Genomic DNA, 14356 nt, shown 5'->3' with positions numbered 1-14356 from the left:
GGCACCTGACGCCCGTCAGTCCAGCCGGAACGCGTCCGCGAGTGCGTCGATCTGGGCGTCGAGCAGAGTCCCCGGATCGTGCCCCATACCGGTGAACTGACCGGCCACTTCGAGGCTGACGGCGCCGTGCATCTGGGACCAGGCGAGCACCGCCCCCGCCAGCGCCCGGCCCACACCGCCTCCTGACGCCGGCAGTTCTGTGTACTGCTCCGCCCAGGACGCCACGGCGGGCTCCCGCTCCGCCCAGGCGGTCATCTGCTCGACGAGCCGGACCGCCGGTCCCGACGGCTCCCCCGCGACAAAGACGCTCAGGAACGGACCGAGCGCCGCCCGCGCCCGCGCCACCGTGTCGGCCGGTGCGCTGTAGCCGGGCAGGGGCGGGCCGGCGATCAGCAGATAGCGGTGCGGCTGCTCAACACCCCAGGCCCGGAACGCGTCGGCCAGCGCGTGCAGCCGAGCGCGCGGCGACACCTCGGCACAGGCCTCCGCGGCGACTCCGATGGCCTCGGCAAGGTCGTCGTACGCATCGCGGATCAGCGCACTGAGCAGGTCGTCACGGTTGGCGAAGTAGCGGTAGAGCGCGGGCCCCGACATGCCCATTTCCTTGGCGATACGGGTCAGCGCGATGGCCGCCAAGCCGCCTTCGGCCAGCTGTCGCAGCGCGGCTTCCTTGATCTCCGCGCGCGTCTGCTCCCTGTACCGGGCCCGTGGGCCCTGTGTCGTCGGCGTCACAGCCACGTCCCTCCATAGATGACGCAACCCATCCTAGCTTCTGTTACGATCCATAACTAACACAACGATGCATCACCACTTCGGGTTCCCGACCATCGTTTTCTGGAGGCTCTGATGACCTTTCCCCACACCATCGACGCGGACGCACCGGTCGTGGTCCGCCGCCGCATCACCGTCGACGCGCCCGCCGCGCTGATCTGGCGCATCCACACGGACATCGACGCCTGGCCCGGCTGGAATCCCGGCATCGAGACGGCGCACCTCAACGGCCCGCTCGCGCCCGGTGCCACCTTCCGCTGGCTGACCGGCGACCTGGACATCGAATCGACCGTCTATGAGGTCGTTCCCGGTGAGCGGGTCATCTGGGGCGGCCCGGCCCACGGCATCACCGGAATCCACCTCTGGACCTTCACGGAGGAGGACGGCCACACCGTTGTCTCGACGGAGGAGTCCTGGAGCGGCGACCCCGTCCTCGCGCAGCCCAAGGAGATGCACAGGCTCCTGGACGAGTCACTCGAAGCCTGGCTCCGGCATCTGAAGACAGCGGCGGAGCGGGCGTAAAGAACCGCCCCCTTGCGCCTCACCCGGGCGCACGCCGTTCGAACACCACGTCCCGTGCCGTGTCCAACGCCGTCGCGACCGCACCCAGCAGGATCGCGTCCTCACCGAGGGCGCTCGGGGCGACCTTGGGGCGCAGCGGCGTAAGGGACTTGAGGGTGTCGCGGACAGTGCGCAGCAGCAGGTCGGCGCTATGGCCGACGCCGCCGCCGAGCACGACCAGGTCGGGGTCGAGGACGGCGGCCACGGCGGCCACGGTGTGGGCCAGGCGTTCGCCCTCCTGGCGGACCGCTGTGGTCGCGGCGGGATCGTCGCGGCGTGCGGCGTCGAAGACGTCCTTGGCGGTGAGCGGTCCGGTCATGCCGAGCGCACGGGCGGCCGCGACGACGGCCTCGCCCGAGACTGCGTCCTCCAGGACATCCGGCTTGTGCCGTCCGGGCCAGGGCAGGAAGCCGATCTCGCCGGCGGCGCCGTGCGCGCCGGTGAACAGCCGGCCCTCGTGGACCACGCCCATGCCCAGGCCGGTGCCGATCATCACGTAGACGAAGAGTCTGCTGCCGACGCCCGCGCCGAACGCGTACTCGCCCAGGGCGGCGAGGTTGGCGTCGTTGTGGACGGCCAGCGGCAGGCCGAGTTGCTCACGCATACGGTCGAAGAGCCCCGCGCGGCCCCAGCCCGGCAGGTTGACCGCATAGCGCACGCGGTGGTTCCGACTGTCGTACACACCCGGGGTCGCGACCACGGCCTGGATCACCCGGTCGCGGTCGACGCCGCTGTCGGCGACGACCCGGTGGGCGGTGCTGACGACGAGGTCGGCCATGGTGGCCGAGGTACGGGCGCGGTTGCGCACGTCGGCGCGGGCTACGACCGAACCGTCCAGATCGGCGAGGGCCACCCGCAGCCAGTCGCGGCCGATATCGATGCCCAGGGCGTATCCGGCGGCCGGGTCGGGGGCATAGAGGACGGCGACGCGGCCGCGTTCGGGGGTATGGGTCCCCACCTCCCGTACCAGGCCTGCCTTTTCCAGCGCGGCGAGAGCGCTGGAGACGGTGGGTTTCGACAGGCCGGTCTCACGCGCGAGCTGAGCCCGGGACGCGGACCCGACCGCTCTCAGCCGGTCGAGCAGCAGCCTCTCGTTGGCGCTGCGCAGCCGCTGCCGGTTCCAGCGCTGCTCGGCGCCCTCCTCGCTGCTGGTGGTCATGCCGTCATTCTCACGCATCCCCTGACGACCTCTTGACGACTCAAGTAAAGGTCCTTAACTTAATCACACCCGGCGCCGTCGTGCAGCCCTGTACTGGCGAAACGGCTACAACTCCCCGCCCCGCCACCTGAGATCAGGGAGGCTCCCCTTGTCCGGAACCCCGCCGCGTACCGAAGGCTTCGCGCGCCGCATCGGCCCGTTCCAGGCCACCGCCATCAATATGAGCCAGATGTGCGGTATCGGGCCGTTCGTCACCATCCCGCTGATGGTCGCCGCCTTCGGCGGGCCGCAGGCCGTCATCGGCTTCGTCGCCGGTGCGCTGCTCGCCCTCGCCGACGGCCTCATCTGGGCCGAACTCGGCTCGTCCATGCCCGGCTCCGGCGGCAGTTACGTGTATCTGCGCCAGGCCTTCCAGTACCGGACGGGCAAGTTCATGGCGTTCCTGTTCGTGTGGACGGCCATGCTCTTCATCCCGCTGATCATGTCCACCGGCGTGGTGGGCTTCGTCCAGTACCTCGGCTATCTCGCACCCGGCCTGGGCCGGACCGCCGGCGACCTGATCGGCCTCGGCGTCATCGCCCTGGTGATCCTGCTGCTGTGGCGCGGGATCGAGCACATCGCCAAGATCACCGCCGTGATGTGGACCGTCATGATCGCCTCGGTCACCCTGGTCATCGTGGCTTCGGCCACCAACTTCAGCTCCGACCTGGCCTTCACCTATCCGGCGCACGCCTTCGAACTCACCAGCAACCACTTCTGGATCGGCTTCGCCGCGGGCCTGACGATCGGTATCTACGACTACCTCGGCTACAACACCACCGCCTACATGGGCGCCGAGATCAAGGACCCCGGCCGCACACTGCCGCGTTCCATCATCTTCTCGATCCTCGGCATCATGGCGATCTATCTGCTGCTGCAGATCGGCACTCTCGGCGTCATCGACTGGCACCGGATGACCGACCCCGGCGACATCGCCTCCACCTCCGTCGCCTCCGCCGTCCTGGAGGAGACTTGGGGCAAGGGCGCCGCCGACACGGTCACCGTCCTCATCCTCATCACCGCCTTCGCCTCCGTCTTCGCCGGGCTCCTCGGCGGATCGCGAGTGCCCTACGACGCCGCACGCGACCGGGTCTTTTTCCGCCCGTACGCCAAGCTCCACCCCAAGCACCGCTTCCCGACGCTGGGTCTGGCCACCATGGGCGTCATCACGGCCATCGGCTTCCTCATCGGCCGCCACACCGACCTCGCCACACTCATCCAGCTGCTGACCACCGTCATGGTGATCGTCCAGGCCCTGGCCCAGGTCGTCGCCCTGACCGTACTGCGCAAACGACAGCCGGCCCTGCGCCGCCCGTACAGGATGTGGCTCTACCCGCTGCCGAGCATCGTCGCCCTCGCCGGCTGGCTGGTCATCTACGGATACGCCGACGAGAACTCCCCCGGCCGCCACCCCATCGAATGGTCACTGGCCTGGCTCGCCCTGGGCTGCGCCGCCTTCCTGGTGTGGGCGCGATACGAGAAGGTGTGGCCCTTCGGGCCCAAGGAGATCTCGGAGGACTACCTCACGCCGCAGGACAGCGGGACCGAAACCATCACGGCCTGACCGGCCGATCCACGGACCGTGGCCGGTGCTCCCCACCTGATCCGCGCCAAAACCCTTCGAACACCTGTGACATTCCCACGGGCCCTGGCGCTGTTATCTGTAGGGGACATCGACAAGGGTGTGCCGTGTCGGCGCGACAAAGAGGAACGAGTGGGCAAGGTGGGGGGCGACCGGCGTGCGGAGACGTACGACGCGGAGCTCGGTGAGGAAGTCGCGCGGGCGCAGAACGGGGACGAATGGGCCTTCGCCGCTGCTTACAGACGCGTACATCCTCCTCTGCTGGGCTATCTGCGTGGCCTGGTCGGGGACGATGCCGAGGACGTTGCGTCCGAGGCGTGGCTCGAGATCGCGCGTGACCTGGGGCGGTTCCGAGGGGACGGCGCGGGCTTCCGTGCGTGGACGGCGCGCATCGCGCGCAACCGGGCCATCGACCATCTGCGCCGGCTGAAGAGCCGACCGCGCGGCACGCTCCTCGAACAGGAGCTGGGAGAGCTGCCTGCCGGGCGGGACACAGCCGGAGAGGCCTTCGAAACCATCTCGACGGAGCGTGCCCTCGCACTGATCGCGACCCTGCCCCGACAACAGGCGGAAGCGGTGCTCCTCCAGACGGTCATCGGACTTGACGGGGCGGCGGCCGCGCGGGTGCTGGGCAAGCGGCCCGGGGCGGTACGGTCCGCCACGCACCGCGGGCTGAGGCGGTTGGAGAAGCACCTGGCGACGCTCGAGCGAAGCCGTGTGACAGATTCGGACTCCCGTGCGCTGGGAGAGGCGACATGACCGAAAACCGATCCAGAGGTGCCATGGACTCCTGGGACGAGCCGCCGACGCCGGCACGGACGCCGACGCTCGATGAGCTGCTCGCTGCCGCCGCCCGCCCGGCGCCCGCCGTACCGGAAGCCGAGGAGCGCGCCGTCGCAGCCTTCCGGGCGACGCGCGAGGAGGGTGCGCCGACAGCGCGCACCCGGCGCATGGACGACTGGCGGCCCGTGGAGCCGCGGGTCCCGAACGGCTGGATCAAGGTGGCACTGGGCACTCTCGTGGCCGGGCTGACACTCGGCGGCGTAGCGATGGCGGTCGGCGCGATCCCGACACCGTTCGGCGATACGCCCGAGAAGCCCGAACCGACGCCCAGCGCTTCCTCGCCTCAGGACAGGGAGACCCCGGGCCGGGCGCACCCCTCCGCCCCCGTGCCATCGGCGGCCGGACCGGCCGCGCGTACTCCCGGCGAGCGTCCGCCCAAGGCCCGGAATCAACTGGCGCAGTGCCGTGTGTACGAGTCGAAGCAGGGGCGGGGCCGGTCGCTGGACAGTACTGCGCGACAGCATCTCGAAGACGCCGCCGGCGGTCCCGACTCCGTTGCCGCGTACTGCGCACGGCTGTTGAGCGAGCAGCCTCTCAACCAGCCGCCCAGCACAGGCCCGTCCAAGGACGACAAGAAGGATCCGCCCGTGCCCGCCGGGCAGCAGAACGGACGGGGGAACGGAAGCGCTCCCGCGCAGAACCCGTCCGGGAGCCAGGCGAACTGACAGACCGACGAAGGTGCATTGCGCGCTCGTGCGCGGCCGGGGCCGCGCGCTCGTGCGCGGCCGGGGCCCCCTTCTTTGTGGGGACCCCGGCCGCGTTCCGTCAGCGGCCGTCGGGCTAGGGGGTCAGCACCAGGCCGATGCGCGCGCCTGCCGGCGCGCCGAGAGGCGTGACGCCGTAGTACACGCCCGACGAGGGGATCACGCCGGACGTGCCGCTGTTGTCGATCTGGAGGATCGCGCCGTTGTTCGCGTCCTCGCCGTCCGCACCGATGGCCAGGTCCGCCCGCGTGTAGCCGGACAGATCGGTCAGTGAAACGGACGAGCCGAGACGGTCGTTGGACTCGGTGTCACCCGGCACACCCGCGGTGTCCTGGTGGTAGGCGACCGACCCCGTGGCCGTCGGTCCCGTGGCCGAACCGCGGAGCAGGATCACCTGGCCCGCGTTGGTCTGGGCGACGCCGTTGCGGGTGATGTCCTCGCCCGGAAGTCCGGTGAGCATGTCGCCGTATCCGTCGAGGTTGATGTCGCCGATGGAGATGGACGCGCCCATGTCGTCGCCGGTCTCGCCGGTGTCGGGGACGCCGGTGGTGTCCTGACTGAGTGTCAGCCTGCCGGTCGAGGTCAGCCCGGTCGCCGAGCCGAACACCGCGGTGACAGCGCCGCCCTTGGCGGTGTGACCGGACTCGGCGGCGACGGGCTGACCGACGGCGAGATCGGCATAGCCGTCTCCGTTGAGGTCACCGGCGGCGAGGGAGCGGCCGCCCTTGGCGTCCAGGATGCCGACCCGCTGCAGACCGGTGGAGGAACCCTTCAGCCACAGCAGGCGTGCGATACCGCCCGGGTCGCGGAAACTGATCGCCACATCGCCGTAGCCGTCCTTGTTGAAGTCACCGGTCACGGCGGAGGAGAGGCTCGTCGCCGCGGTGTACGCGGAGGTGCCGAGGAAGCCTGCCTTCGTGGCGTACTCGGACTTGTCCTCGAACACCCACCAGCGGCCCGGCTTGCCCGGAGCGACGGTAAGAATGTCGGCCTTGCCGTCCGCGTTGAAGTCGCCCACGGTGACGGCAGAGCCGAGCTTCTCGCTGACCAGCCGGTACGCGGGAGAGGTCATGTACTGCTTGCCGGTGTCGAGCCCGGGGCCGTACACGACCGTGACCGAGCCGGTGTCTCCGTGGCCGGAGTCGTCGTCCTCACCGAGCGCGCCGACGGCGAGGTCGGCGTAGCCGTCACCGTTGACGTCGCCGTACGCTGCCGAAGAACCGAAGTTGTCGCTGGTCTCGTTCTCGCCGGGGACGCCGGGTGAGGCCTGGGTGAGGGTGCGCCGGGCCGTGGCCACCGGACCGCTCGTGTCGCCGGGCAGGACACTCACCGTGCCACCGGTGGCCGTGATCTTCGGCAGGCCGACGGCCAGATCCGTGATGCCGTTCCGGTCGAAGTCGGAGGTGGGGATAGCGGAGTTGCGCCCCGCGCTCGCAGCGAAGTCACGGATCGATGAGAGCTTGGCGTACAGGTTCTTGCCCGGGCACGCGGTCGCGAAGGCGTCACGGTGGCCGGAGATCACATTCATCGTGGCCTGCTGGCCCTCGGTCCATTTGCCGGTGTTGCCCTGGGCCGTGAGCGTGACCGTGCCCTTCGGGCTGCCTCCGTACTGGCCGAGCTTCCAGGCGGCGACACGGGCGGCCGACTGCAGAGCGGCTGTGGTCGGCTTTCCGGCAGGCTTCCCGGTGGCGGCATCGCCTTCGAAGTCACCGAGCAGAGCGATGCCGGTGGAGTAAGTGTTGAATCCGTACGTGTGCGCGCCCTTGACCGGCAGGTCGACGCCGCCGGCCCGGCCCTCGAAGATCTGGCCGCATTTGTCGACCAGGAAGTTGTAGCCGAGGTCGTTCCAGCCCTCGGTCTTGACGTGGTACGTCATGATGCCGCGGACCAGGGAGGCCGACTCGGCACAGCTGTAGCTGTTCGAACCGACGGTGTGGTGGATGAAGACCGCCTGCACCTTGTCGATGTACTCGGCGGGGTCGTCGACCATCGACTCGTCGGCGCCCCACTGGGCGCGGCCGATGATCGGCGGCTGCTTCACCGTCGACGGTGGCGCGGTCGGCCTGGTGGGAGTCGGGCTCGGCGTCACTGTCGGCGTCGCAGTCGGGCCGGCCGTGTCGGTCGGAGAGCTCGTCGGTGTGGCCGAGTCCAGGGGAGTCGCGGTGTCGGTCGGCGACGCCGGATCGGTCGGCGACGCCGGATCGCTCGGGGTGACCGGATCGCTCGGGGAGGCGGACGGGGTCTCGTCCACTGCGAACGCGGCGTTGTCCATGACCATGGCGGCCGGGTCCTTGGCCTCGGTCTTGCTCACACCGGGGTCGACCATATGCAGCTTGAGGTTCTTGGGCAGCGCCTTGCCCGAGTCGACGCGTACCTGCACCGCGGTGGACGGTCCGACCCACAGCGGCTCGGACGCTCCGTGTGCCGTGCCCTCGGCCCCGTCCGGCCTGTGTGCGTCCAGTTCGAGCGCCTGCCAGCCGGACCACTTGCCGGTCTCGGCATTGCGCGTACGTACCCGCGCCGTGCCTTCGAACTCGACCGTGGTGTCCCAGCCGATACCGACGAGGGAGAACGGCTCGGTGCTGGTGGCCGGCAGTTCCCGCTCGGTGGCTCCGCCCCTGTCCAGCCGGAGCGTACGGAGTTCAGCCGCCCGCTCCTGCTGATGCGGCTTCTTGGGCAGGTCGGACGGGTTGGCCGTGGCGATTGTGACCACCCCCGCCCCGCCCAGGACGACGGCGCCGACGGTCAGCCAGGCTCGGCGCTTCATGCTCAATGGTCTGTACGCATGCGACGTACGCGGGCTCAAGTGCCCCACCTCTCCAGAAAGTTCACCTGCGGCGCACCCGTCACATGGGCGGCCTGAGATACCCAGCGCACCGCGCTGACGAAACATCACGGGGCAGCGGTTGGATGTGGTGTGGATCACGCATTGTTGGTGCCGTTGCGTCAGGGCGCGAGTGCGAGTACGTCGCCGGGCACCAGCTCGCCTTCGCCACCGAGCGGGCGGGAACACTGCCCGCAGCTGGTCCGTAAAACGATCAGAGGCCGTATCGAATCTCTTCGATACGGCCTCTGATCTGCGACTTCGAAAAGTCGGGACGACAGGATTTGAACCTGCGACCCCTTGACCCCCAGTCAAGTGCGCTACCAAGCTGCGCCACGTCCCGGTGCGCGCTTCTTCCGGATTTCCGGCCGAGCGCGCAAGAGAACATTACCCCACTTCGCGGGGCCGTTGGACGTCCGGCCTGCGGTCATATGCCCCGCGGCGGCCCCGACGGCGAGAGCCTCACACCGTGACTCAAGTGATCGGGGTTCGGCGGGTTACCCCGCGGCCGACGTCTCGACCGGCCCACGCACGTTCCAGCCGGGGGCACGCACATCCAGCCGCACATCCTCAGGGACGACCTCTCCTCCGCAGTGGCGGCAGCTGTGGACCATCTCCAGCTCCTCGCCGCAGGAGTGACTGAAGACCGCCGGCGGCTCGTCGACGAGCCACCTGTCACCCCATGCGCGCAGCGTGGTCAGCACGACCAGCAGGTCCCGGCCCGCCTCGGTGAGGTGGTATTCGAAGCGCGGAGGATGCTCACTGTACGGCCGCCGGACGAGGACGCCGACGGACTCCAGGTGGCGCAGCCGCACGGTGAGTACATCGCGGGGAGCGCCGGTGTTACGGGCGATCGCGGCGAACCGGTGATTGCCGAGACTGATCTCCCTGACGGCCAGCAGCGCCCACTTTTCACCGACGACCTGCAGCGACGCCGCGATCGAACACGGCCTGCCGCGCGAGTCCAGGGCCGGGGCGGGAAGCGTGCCGTCCTCCTTGGTGCGTGCCTTCATGGTCACTAGGTTGCCACATCCAACTCACTGCCTCTAGCATCGCGTCCCGAACAGTTAGTTTGATATCCAAACCATGGCGCGAGTCGGCCGGAAATGAGTGACGAATCATGGTCCAGCAGGCCTCACCCGTCGAGGACACGGCGGCGAGTTCGCGCTTCCGTCTCGTCTTCGCCGTCGTTGCCGCCGGCGTGGCGATGTCCAACCTCGACCTCTTCGTCGTGAACGTGGCGCTCCCCCACATCAGCGGCCACTTCCACGAAGCTTCGCTGTCCTCCGTGTCCTGGGTGCTCAACGCGTACGCCGTGGTCTTCGCCGCGCTGCTCGTCCCCGCCGGCAGCTTCGCGGACCGCAACGGACCGCGCCGCGCGTATCTGCTCGGTGTCTCCGTCTTCACCGTGGCCTCGGTGCTGTGCGCGCTCGCGCCGAGCGTCTGGCTGCTCGTGGCCGCTCGCGTCGCGCAATCGGCAGGTGCGGCGCTGCTCATCCCGGCCTCGCTCGGCATCCTTCTGGCCGCCGCCCCGCCGGAGCAGCGCGGCTCCGCCGTACGCAACTGGGCGGCGCTGGGCGGGCTGGCCGCCGCGCTCGGCCCGGTGGTCGGCGGCGCGCTCGCCCAGGCCGATTGGCGCTGGATCTTCCTGATCAACGTTCCGGTCGGTATCGCCACCGTCATCGTCGGCCGGAGCGCGATCGCGCCCACCGCACGCCGTACGGAGAGCGGCCGCAGCGATCTGCTCGGCGCGGCACTTCTGACCGCCGGAATCGGCGCGGTCGCACTCGGGCTGGTCAAGGCCCCGGACTGGGGCTGGACTTCGGGTTCGCCGGCGATCACGCTGCTGGCGGGGGGCGTGCTGCTCGCGCTGTTCGTCCGGCGCTCGGCGAAGCACCCGGTGCCGGTCCTGCCGCTGCAGCTGCTGCGGACGCCTGCCATGGGCCCTGCCCTGCTCGCGAATCTGCTGTTCGCGGCGGCCTTCGCCGCAATGCTGCTCTCGGCGGCGCTCTGGTGCCAGAACGTATGGCACTGGTCCGCGCTGCAGACCGGTCTGGCGATCAGCCCCGGTCCCGTCATGGTGCCGCTTCTGTCAAAGTACGCGGGCCTGCTGGTGCAGCGCTTCGGCGCGGCCGTCGTGGCCGCGACCGGCAGCGGGCTGTTCGCGATCGGCCTCTTCTGGTGGATCGCGGCCCTGAGCGTCAAGGAGCACGACTATGTGATGGGACTGCTGCCCGGCATGGTGCTGACCGGCGTCGGCGTGTGCTTCACACTGCCCACGCTGGTGGGCGCGGCGGTCACCACGGTTCCTCCGGCGAACTTCGCCACCGGCTCGGGCGTGGTGACCATGGCACGCCAGACCGGCAGTGTGGTGGGTGTCGCGGGGCTCGTCGCCGTGCTCGGCAAGCCGCACGGTGCGGCGGCGGTGGACGCCTTCCGCCACGGCTGGATCTTCACTCTGGTGGCGACAGTGGCCGCGGTGGCCGCGTGCTGCCTGCTCCTGCCGCACTCACGGCCTGCGGCGAAGACTGACGCTGACAGCTGACAGCGGGCGGCTGACGGCGGGCGCCTGTCGGACCACAGTGGACAATTGAGGTGTGGACAAGGCACGGAGGGACCGCGACATCGAGGGGCGCGCACGCAACGCACGTCCTCGCGACGGGCTGGGACGCCCGCTCCCGTACAGAACACCGGGGGTGGAACGGCAGCCCGAGGGTGTGGTGCGTACGCCCGGTGAGACGCTGACGGAGGCACAGCGGCTGCTCGACGCGGGCATGCCGTTCCATGCGCACGAGGTCTTCGAGGACGCCTGGAAGTCCGGTCCCGAGGCCGAGCGTGAGCTGTGGCGGGGGCTCGCGCAGCTGGCGGTGGGGCTCACGCACGCCGCCCGGGGCAATACGGCGGGCGGCGCGCGGCTGCTACTCAGAGGCGCGGACCGGATCGCCGGCTTTCGCGACCCGTACGGCATCGATGTGACCGGGCTGACCGCCTGGGCGCGTGAACTCTCGGCCCGCGTCCAAGGACCGGTGGACGCGGGCGTCGAGGCGCCCCGGCTGACCTCAGCCCTGTAGAAGGACGACCTCGAGGGTGCGCGGGCCGTGGACGCCCTCGACCCGGTCGAGTTCGATGTCGCTGGTCGCGGAGGGTCCTGAGATCCAGGTCAGCGGGCGGGTCGGGTCGAGGAGGGGCATCGCCTGCGGTACGGACGCCACGACCTGGTCCGGGACACGTACGACACAGATGTGGTGGTCGGGGATGAGCGTGATGCGCCGACGGCCCTGTCCGGGACCGGCGTCCAGCACGATCGTGCCGGTCTCGGCGATGGCGAGCGCGCATCCTGTGACGACACTGTCGACGGCGTCGAGTTCCTGCGCGGTGGAGACCGAACGGTCGTGGATTCGGGTCGCGTCGGCGGCGGAAAGCCACTCGGGCGGCAGTCCGGGCGGTACGAGCACAGTCGCGGAGCCGCGGTCCGCGAGCAGCCGCATGAGCAGCAACGGCAGTTCGTCCGCGGTCGTGCGGTGGACGACGGCCCGGTAGTCCGCGAGGTTCTCGTGGAGGAGGTCGAGGACCGCGGCAGGGTCGTCGGGTGTGTGGGTGGCGAGGTAGTCGCGGGTCGGCTCGGGGGCCTCGGGCGCGGCGGCGACAGCGCTGCGTACTCGGGTGAGGATGCGGTCGCGGGAGCTCGTACGGGAGTGGGGTCCGGCGCTCATGTGCGGTTCTTCTTCCACCAGTCACGGAAGGATTCGGCGGGCAGCTCGGGCAGTTCACGGCCGGCGGTCCAGGCCCCTGCGCCCGGCAGTTTCTTCGGGTGCAGCCTTCGGGTCCTGGACGCGGCGCGTTCCCCGGCGGCGAGCGCGGCGGGATGGTCGAGGACCCAGCCTGCGGCCTTGATCGCGGCCTTCTCCAGGCGGTGGCCCTTGCCTCCCTGGTCCGCGACCTTCTCGCGGAGGTGGACGAGAACTTCGGGGATGTCGATGGCGACCGGGCACACCTCGTAGCAGGCCCCGCAGAGGGAGGACGCGTACGGCAGAGAAGCGTCGATCTCGCTCTGGATGCCCCGCAGTTGGGGGCTGAGGATGGCGCCGATCGGGCCGGGGTAGACCGAGCCGTACGCATGCCCGCCGGCCCGCTCGTACACCGGGCAGACATTGAGGCAGGCGGAGCAGCGGATGCAGCGCAGCGCCTGGCGGCCGACCTCGTCGGCGAGGGCGTTGGTGCGGCCGTTGTCGAGGAGGACCAGATGGAAGCTCTGCGGTCCGTCGGCGTCAGCGGTGCCGGTCCACATGGAGGTGTACGGGTTCATGCGCTCGGCGGTCGATGAGCGCGGCAGCGTCTGCAGGAAGACCTCCAGATCACGCCAGCTCGGCACCACCTTCTCGATACCGACCACCGAGATCAGCGTCTCGGGGAGGGTCAGGCACATCCGGCCGTTGCCCTCGGACTCGAAGACCACGAGCGTGCCGGTCTCGGCGACCATGAAGTTGGCACCGGAGATACCGACCTTCGCCCGCAGGAACTTCTCGCGGAGGTGGAGGCGTGCCGCCTCGGCGAGCTCGGTGGGGTTGTCGGAGAGGCCGTCGGGGGCGGGCCGTCCCCAACTGCCCATTCGCTCCTGGAAGATGTCGCGGATCTCGCCACGGTTGCGGTGGATGGCCGGCACCAGGATGTGCGAGGGCCGGTCGTCGCCGAGCTGCACGATGAGTTCGGCGAGGTCGGTCTCGTAGGCCGAGATACCTTCGGCCTCCAGGGCTTCGTTGAGGCCGATCTCCTGTGTGGCCATCGACTTGACCTTGACGACCTCGCGCTCGCCGGTCGCCTTCACCAGACCGGCGACGATCCGGTTGGCCTCCGCCGCGTCGGCCGCCCAGTGCACGGTTCCGCCGGCCTCGGTGACCGCCGTCTCCAACTGCTCCAGATAGCGGTCGAGATAGCGGAGTGTGTGGTTCTTGATCTGCTTGCCGGCCTCGCGCAGCTCCGCCCAGTCGGCGAGCTCCGCCACCGCCAGGGCCCGCTTGTCGCGGATGGTGTGGGTGGCGTGCCGCAGATTGGCGCGCAGCGTCACATTGTGCACGGCTTCCTTGGCCGCCTCGGGGAAGGACGGCATCCCGAGATACGTGCCGCTCATACGTAGGGCTCCTCTTCGGTGCTGGCGAGGATGTCCGCGATGTGCAGGGCGCGCATTGGCACGCCTTTCATGGGCACAGCCTCGCGGCGCAGGATGCCGCCGATGTGCATCAGACAGGAGTTGTCGGCTCCGCACAGCACATCGGCTCCGGTGGAGACGGCATTGCGGACCTTGTCCCGGCCCATGACGGCGGAGACCTCGGCGTTCTTGACGGCGAAGGTCCCGCCGAAGCCGCAGCACTCCTCGGCGCCGGGCAGTTCGCGCAGCTCCAGGCCCTTCACCGCGTCGAGGAGCTTCCGCGGCCGTTCACCGAGATGGAGCATCCGAAGACCGTGGCAGGAGGGGTGGTAGGTGACGGTGTGCGGGAAGTAGGCGCCGACATCGGTGACGCCGAGGACATCGACGAGGAACTCGGTGAGTTCGTATGTACGGGAGGGGAGCGAGGTCTCACCGAACTTCGGGTAGTGGTCACGCACCATCGCCGCGCACGATCCTGACGGCGTCACGACGTACTCGTACCCCTCGAAGGCCCGCGTCGTCCGCCTTATCAGGGGCTCGGTCTCGCGCCGGTAGCCGGTGTTGAACTGCGGCTGTCCGCAGCAGGTCTGCGCGGCCGGAAAGTCCACCTCCACCCCCAGCCGCTCCAGGAGTCTCACCGTCGCGATGCCCGTGGCCGGATAGAACGCGTCATTGACGCAGGTGACGAAGAGTGCGACACGCATGGTCGGAGGATATGCCGCTATCG

The 14356-nt window shown here is 69.7% G+C and carries 13 protein-coding genes and 1 tRNA gene; 6 read left to right on the top strand and 8 right to left on the bottom strand.

Annotated elements, in window-relative coordinates; genetic code table 11:
• Window positions 1–15: 15 nt before the first annotated feature.
• Window positions 16–732: a TetR/AcrR family transcriptional regulator gene (locus tag AB0D12_RS17990; protein ID WP_362683442.1), complete on the bottom strand. Its 717-nt coding sequence runs from the start codon at window positions 730–732 to the stop codon at window positions 16–18.
• Window positions 733–846: 114 nt separating this feature from the next.
• On the opposite strand from AB0D12_RS17990, the gene AB0D12_RS17985 reads away from it, so the two are divergent.
• Entirely contained in the window at window positions 847–1293 is a 447-nt protein-coding gene (locus AB0D12_RS17985; protein ID WP_362683157.1) for an SRPBCC family protein, read from the top strand.
• 19 nt (window positions 1294–1312) lie between these two features.
• Here AB0D12_RS17985 and AB0D12_RS17980 read toward each other — a convergent pair whose 3' ends face one another.
• Window positions 1313–2491: an ROK family transcriptional regulator gene (locus AB0D12_RS17980; protein ID WP_362683154.1), complete on the bottom strand. Its 1179-nt coding sequence runs from the start codon at window positions 2489–2491 to the stop codon at window positions 1313–1315.
• A 148-nt stretch (window positions 2492–2639) separates the two neighbouring features.
• Between AB0D12_RS17980 and AB0D12_RS17975 the strand changes: the two genes are divergently transcribed.
• From AB0D12_RS17975 to AB0D12_RS17965, 3 genes are all read left to right on the top strand, one after another.
• Complete coding sequence (locus AB0D12_RS17975) at window positions 2640–4094, top strand: APC family permease (protein ID WP_362683151.1); 1455 nt, start codon at window positions 2640–2642, stop codon at window positions 4092–4094.
• Between the two features lie 150 nt (window positions 4095–4244).
• Window positions 4245–4871, top strand: coding sequence for an RNA polymerase sigma factor (locus AB0D12_RS17970; RefSeq protein WP_362683148.1), 627 nt, complete (start codon window positions 4245–4247; stop codon window positions 4869–4871).
• Window positions 4868–5620 carry a hypothetical protein gene (locus tag AB0D12_RS17965; protein ID WP_362683145.1) on the top strand — a complete coding sequence of 251 codons (753 nt, stop codon included), beginning with the start codon at window positions 4868–4870 and terminating at the stop codon, window positions 5618–5620. Before AB0D12_RS17970 ends, AB0D12_RS17965 begins: the two co-directional genes overlap by 4 nt.
• A 115-nt stretch (window positions 5621–5735) precedes the next feature.
• Here AB0D12_RS17965 and AB0D12_RS17960 read toward each other — a convergent pair whose 3' ends face one another.
• The 3 genes from AB0D12_RS17960 to AB0D12_RS17950 all read right to left on the bottom strand — a co-directional run bounded on the left by AB0D12_RS17960 (window position 5736) and on the right by AB0D12_RS17950 (window position 9496).
• Window positions 5736–8426: an FG-GAP-like repeat-containing protein gene (locus tag AB0D12_RS17960; RefSeq protein WP_362683142.1), complete on the bottom strand. Its 2691-nt coding sequence runs from the start codon at window positions 8424–8426 to the stop codon at window positions 5736–5738.
• Between the two features lie 326 nt (window positions 8427–8752).
• Window positions 8753–8826 (bottom strand) — tRNA-Pro (locus AB0D12_RS17955).
• A gap of 154 nt (window positions 8827–8980) precedes the next feature.
• Window positions 8981–9496, bottom strand: coding sequence for a helix-turn-helix domain-containing protein (locus AB0D12_RS17950; protein WP_362683139.1), 516 nt, complete (start codon window positions 9494–9496; stop codon window positions 8981–8983).
• Between the two features lie 107 nt (window positions 9497–9603).
• Between AB0D12_RS17950 and AB0D12_RS17945 the strand changes: the two genes are divergently transcribed.
• Together AB0D12_RS17945 and AB0D12_RS17940 are read left to right on the top strand one after the other, a co-directional pair.
• The gene (locus AB0D12_RS17945; RefSeq protein ID WP_362683136.1) at window positions 9604–11028 is read left to right on the top strand and encodes an MFS transporter; all 1425 of its coding nucleotides are present in this window, start codon (window positions 9604–9606) and stop codon (window positions 11026–11028) included.
• Window positions 11029–11080: 52 nt separating this feature from the next.
• Window positions 11081–11554: a DUF309 domain-containing protein gene (locus tag AB0D12_RS17940; RefSeq protein WP_362683133.1), complete on the top strand. Its 474-nt coding sequence runs from the start codon at window positions 11081–11083 to the stop codon at window positions 11552–11554.
• Here the strand turns inward: AB0D12_RS17940 and AB0D12_RS17935 are convergent.
• Genes AB0D12_RS17935 through AB0D12_RS17925 form a run of 3 tightly spaced genes read right to left on the bottom strand, consistent with a single transcriptional unit; the run spans window position 11543 to window position 14333 of the window.
• Window positions 11543–12196, bottom strand: a complete 654-nt coding sequence (locus AB0D12_RS17935; protein ID WP_362683130.1) for an LUD domain-containing protein — start codon at window positions 12194–12196, stop codon at window positions 11543–11545. The two genes, AB0D12_RS17940 and AB0D12_RS17935, sit on opposite strands and share 12 nt — an antisense overlap.
• Window positions 12193–13611, bottom strand: coding sequence for a LutB/LldF family L-lactate oxidation iron-sulfur protein (locus AB0D12_RS17930; protein WP_362683127.1), 1419 nt, complete (start codon window positions 13609–13611; stop codon window positions 12193–12195). The genes AB0D12_RS17935 and AB0D12_RS17930 overlap by 4 nt, the downstream gene beginning before the upstream one ends.
• Window positions 13608–14333 (bottom strand): (Fe-S)-binding protein, encoded by a 726-nt coding sequence (locus AB0D12_RS17925; RefSeq protein ID WP_362683124.1) that lies wholly within the window; start codon window positions 14331–14333, stop codon window positions 13608–13610. The genes AB0D12_RS17930 and AB0D12_RS17925 overlap by 4 nt, the downstream gene beginning before the upstream one ends.
• Window positions 14334–14356 lie beyond the last annotated feature (23 nt).

It is taken from the genome of Streptomyces sp. NPDC048479 (genome assembly GCF_040651435.1).
GTDB lineage: Bacteria > Actinomycetota > Actinomycetes > Streptomycetales > Streptomycetaceae > Streptomyces.
The sequence above is the reverse complement of the archived record's forward strand: the minus strand, read 5'-3'. Positions and strand labels throughout refer to the sequence as shown.

Bases quoted from the DNA above. Each gene is read 5' to 3' on its own strand.
- AB0D12_RS17925 (WP_362683124.1), bottom strand. From the start codon at position 14,333: ATGCGTGTCGCACTCTTCGTCACCTGCGTCAATGACGCGTTCTATCCG.
- AB0D12_RS17965 (WP_362683145.1), top strand. From the start codon at position 4,868: ATGACCGAAAACCGATCCAGAGGTGCCATGGACTCCTGGGACGAGCCG.
- AB0D12_RS17980 (WP_362683154.1), bottom strand. From the start codon at position 2,491: ATGACCACCAGCAGCGAGGAGGGCGCCGAGCAGCGCTGGAACCGGCAG.
- AB0D12_RS17930 (WP_362683127.1), bottom strand. From the start codon at position 13,611: ATGAGCGGCACGTATCTCGGGATGCCGTCCTTCCCCGAGGCGGCCAAG.
- AB0D12_RS17945 (WP_362683136.1), top strand. From the start codon at position 9,604: ATGGTCCAGCAGGCCTCACCCGTCGAGGACACGGCGGCGAGTTCGCGC.
- AB0D12_RS17935 (WP_362683130.1), bottom strand. From the start codon at position 12,196: ATGAGCGCCGGACCCCACTCCCGTACGAGCTCCCGCGACCGCATCCTC.
- AB0D12_RS17960 (WP_362683142.1), bottom strand. From the start codon at position 8,426: ATGAAGCGCCGAGCCTGGCTGACCGTCGGCGCCGTCGTCCTGGGCGGG.
- AB0D12_RS17950 (WP_362683139.1), bottom strand. From the start codon at position 9,496: ATGAAGGCACGCACCAAGGAGGACGGCACGCTTCCCGCCCCGGCCCTG.
- AB0D12_RS17985 (WP_362683157.1), top strand. From the start codon at position 847: ATGACCTTTCCCCACACCATCGACGCGGACGCACCGGTCGTGGTCCGC.